General features: G+C 57.4%; 2 protein-coding genes. One reads left to right on the top strand and one right to left on the bottom strand.

Going from position 1 to position 3,599, the window contains the following annotated elements; genetic code table 11:
• Window positions 1–703 (bottom strand): type IV pilus assembly protein PilM (pilM, locus tag G113_RS19500; RefSeq protein WP_005911218.1); only part of this gene is annotated, 703 nt, incomplete at its 3' end.
• 287 nt (window positions 704–990) lie between these two features.
• Here pilM and G113_RS19495 point away from each other — a divergent pair.
• Window positions 991–3,522, top strand: coding sequence for a penicillin-binding protein 1A (locus tag G113_RS19495; RefSeq protein ID WP_040319421.1), 2,532 nt, complete (start codon window positions 991–993; stop codon window positions 3,520–3,522).
• The last annotated feature ends 77 nt before the right edge of the window (window positions 3,523–3,599 follow it).

Below are 3,599 nucleotides of genomic sequence, written 5' to 3'. Positions count from 1 at the left end.
AATAAAAAGAGGAGATAGCTTGGCTGTATTGGTCACCACCAAAATTCTGCAAGCGAAAATAGGTCACTTCACCCTTTTGCACAGAGGCAAAAGTCATGGTACTCGCCCCGATGTCGATGACGGCCACGGGCTTTTCCAAGCTGGCGAGATCAGGCTGACAGGCCAATACGGCGCGGACCAATGCATGGGCTCCAACATCCACCACTCGGGCAGTGAGTTCAGCCTCGGCCAGTGCGCTGACCCGACCGCTGACACTCTCGGTTCGGGCTGCACTGAGCAATACTCGCTGGCGCGTGGCCTCGGAAGCGCCAGCCAATACCTCAAAGTCCAGACTGACTTCATCAAGGGGGTAGGAGATGAGCTGCTCTGCTTCCCGCTGCACCTGATCTTCCAGCTCTCCCTCGCTAAGACCCGCATCGACCAGTATCACCTTGGTGATCACATTGGATCCGGTCACGGCGGTCGCTACATTTTGATTGCTGCCAACCAGCTGGCGCTTGAGGGTCTTGAGAGATTGGCTGACCCTCTCGATGTCCTGCACCTGATAGTCTATCAAGGCCCCTTTGGGCATTTGAACATCGGCAATCGACTCGAGTCTGGGCTTGCTCGCGCTGCCATGCAGGGTAACCGCCTTGAGGGACTGGCTGCCAAAATCAACCCCTATCATGGGGATCAGAGTTCCATTCTTGAATAGCCCAACCATATACACATCCATGCGTTATTGGGTTGTGGTCTTGATTGTAGAACAGCTAACTCCATATTGAGTGGCACCACAACCTAGAATTGCCTAATTATCAGAGCCATAACACATCTTCACTAAATCGCCAGCACAACCGGCATTCTGGCGCAGCTTGGTGAAAAGGGTACGGGATGCTAATCTGAGCGCTCTTTGGCCAGCCGATCCCCTGCTTGGAAATGTCGAATTTTCCTGGGCAGTTTGGGTATACTCTGCGCCTGTTGGTTACTTTTAAGACGATTGGTAGTTCTTCCATGCAGAAATGGCTCGTACGCCTGTTAATAGTGATGATGTTCGGTGCTGTTCTTGGCGTCGCCAGCCTCATCGGTATCTACTTCTACATCAAACCCCAGTTGCCGGATGTCTCGGCCCTGCGTGACGTCAAGCTGGCCACCCCCATGAAGGTGTACAGCCGCGACGGCGAATTGATCGCACAGTTTGGCGAAATCCGTCGCATCCCTCTGCAACTGAGCGATATCCCTCAGTCCATGATCGATGCCGTGTTGGCGACCGAAGATGCCCGTTTCTACGAGCACCCCGGTATAGATCCCATCGGGATCCTGCGCGCGGCCACCGTCTGGGCCGTCTCGGGCAAACCCCAACAGGGCGCCAGTACCATCACCCAGCAGGTGGCTCGTAATTTCTTCCTGACCAATGAGAAGACCATAGTGCGCAAGGTGAAAGAGGTCTTCCTCGCCTGGCGTATCGAACAGAATCTCACCAAAGACGAAATACTGACGCTCTATCTCAACAAGATCCCCCTTGGCTATCGCTCGTTCGGGGTTGGCGCCGCCGCCCAAGTCTATTTTGGCAAAGATGTAAAAGAGCTGACGCTCGATGAGATCGCCATCATCGCCGGCCTGCCCAAAGCGCCTTCCATGCTCAACCCCATCCGTTCTCCAGAGCGCGCTTTCGCCCGCCGCAATGTGGTGCTGGGGCGCATGCTGGATACCGGCAAGATCACCCAGGCCCAGTATGACGAAGCCAGCAAGATGCCCATCAAGGCCCGCTACCACGGCGCCGAAACCACACTCCACGCCCCTTATCTGGCCGAGATGGTGCGCCAGAAGATGGTGGATCAGTTCGGTGAAGACGCCTATACCATGGGCTTGCATGTCTACACCACCGTCAGTGCCGACCGCCAGCGAGCGGCTAAGCAGGCCCTGCTGGATGGCATCACGGATTATGACACCCGTCACGGTTACCGTGGCCCGAGCGCCCAGCTCTGGAAAGAGGGAGAGGCTCAATGGGACTACAACCAGATAGTCGCGCACCTCAATAAGGAGCCTGCCTACAATCCTCTGATCCCGGCTGTAGTGACCAAGCTCGCGGACAAGAGCGCCAGCATAGTGCTCAAAAATGGCAAGCAGGCTGAGCTGAACTGGGATGGCATCAAATGGGCTCGCGCCTTCATCACCGATTCGCGCCAGGGCAATGTGCCCAGAGGTGCAAGAGACGTGTTGAAAGTCGGCGCCCAGATCTGGGTACGAGAACAGGGTGAGTCCTTGATCCTGGCTCAAATCCCGGACGTCAACGCGGCCCTGGTCGCCATGAATCCGACCGACGGTGCCATCGAAGGTCTGGTGGGGGGCTTCAGCTTCGAGCTCTCCAAATTCAACCGAGTCGAGCAGGCTCGTCGCCAGATAGGCTCCAACATCAAACCCTTCCTCTATGCCACCGCCCTTGAGCAAGGTTATACCCTGGCATCCATCATCAATGATGCCCCCATCAACCAATGGGATCCTTCCAAAGGCCCCATGTGGCAACCAAAGAACTCACCGGCCGTCTACGATGGTCCGACACCACTGCGAATTGGTCTCGCCAAATCCAAGAACGTGATGTCAGTGCGCCTGATGCGTGCCATCGGCCTCGATACCTACATGGATGGCCTGATCAAGTTCGGCTTCCCCCGCGAACACATTCAGCGCAATGAATCCCTGGCGCTGGGCGCCGCCGAATTCACGCCAATGGAAGTGGTGCGTGGTTTCTCCATGCTCGCCAACGGCGGCTATCAGGTTACCCCTTATTTCATCAACGAAGTCAGAGACAGCTTTGAAACCCTGCTGTTTGCCGCCAACCCGGCGGCGGCATGCCGCGGCTGCGGCGCCCTGGCTGCCGCCAATATGAACGCACCCGAGGCCTACCTCAATGTGCCGGGTGACTGGCGCGCACAGTGTGCCATCGACCCCGTGGTGCCGAACAACATGGCGCCCCAGACCATCAGTGCCCAGAGTGCCTTCCTCATCTCCGACACCCTGACCACGGCCATCTGGGGTGGACGTGGCTGGATGGGGACCGGCTGGCGTGCGGCGCGGGATCTCAAGCGTCATGACATCTCGGGTAAAACGGGAACCACCAACGAATCGCGGGATGCCTGGTTCTCCGGCTATACCCCAAATCTGGTGGCCACCGCCTGGATAGGTTTTGACAACCATCAGCGGGCCCTGGGCCGGGTGGCCTACAACGCCAACATGGGCCGTGACCAGACAGCAGGTGGTGAATTCGGTGGCAACGCCGCACAGCCTATCTGGATCGACTTCATGAAAGTGGCGCTCAACAAGGTGCCCGAGCAGCCGATGCCGGTACCGGAGGGCATCATCAAGCTGCCGGTCGACGCCACCACGGGTCTCCTGACTCACGGCAGCAATGCCACCACCGAGTATTTCAAGGAAGGCACAGAGCCAACCCGTTACTCGGCCCCCATCTCGGACGGCAATAGAGTCTATGGTGAGGATGGCTATTACGGTGATGGCGATAGTCCGGTCTCTACCGACGATCTCTTCTGAACCAGGCCCGTCTGGCGGGCCTATTGCAATAAAAAAACCGCGACCTCTGCGCCGGTTTTTACTTTGTCGCTCACACA

Source organism: Aeromonas molluscorum 848, assembly GCF_000388115.1.
In the GTDB taxonomy this organism is placed as follows: domain Bacteria; phylum Pseudomonadota; class Gammaproteobacteria; order Enterobacterales; family Aeromonadaceae; genus Aeromonas; species Aeromonas molluscorum.
Note: the sequence above shows the minus strand (reverse complement) of the source record. Positions and strands in the feature narration are given on the sequence as shown.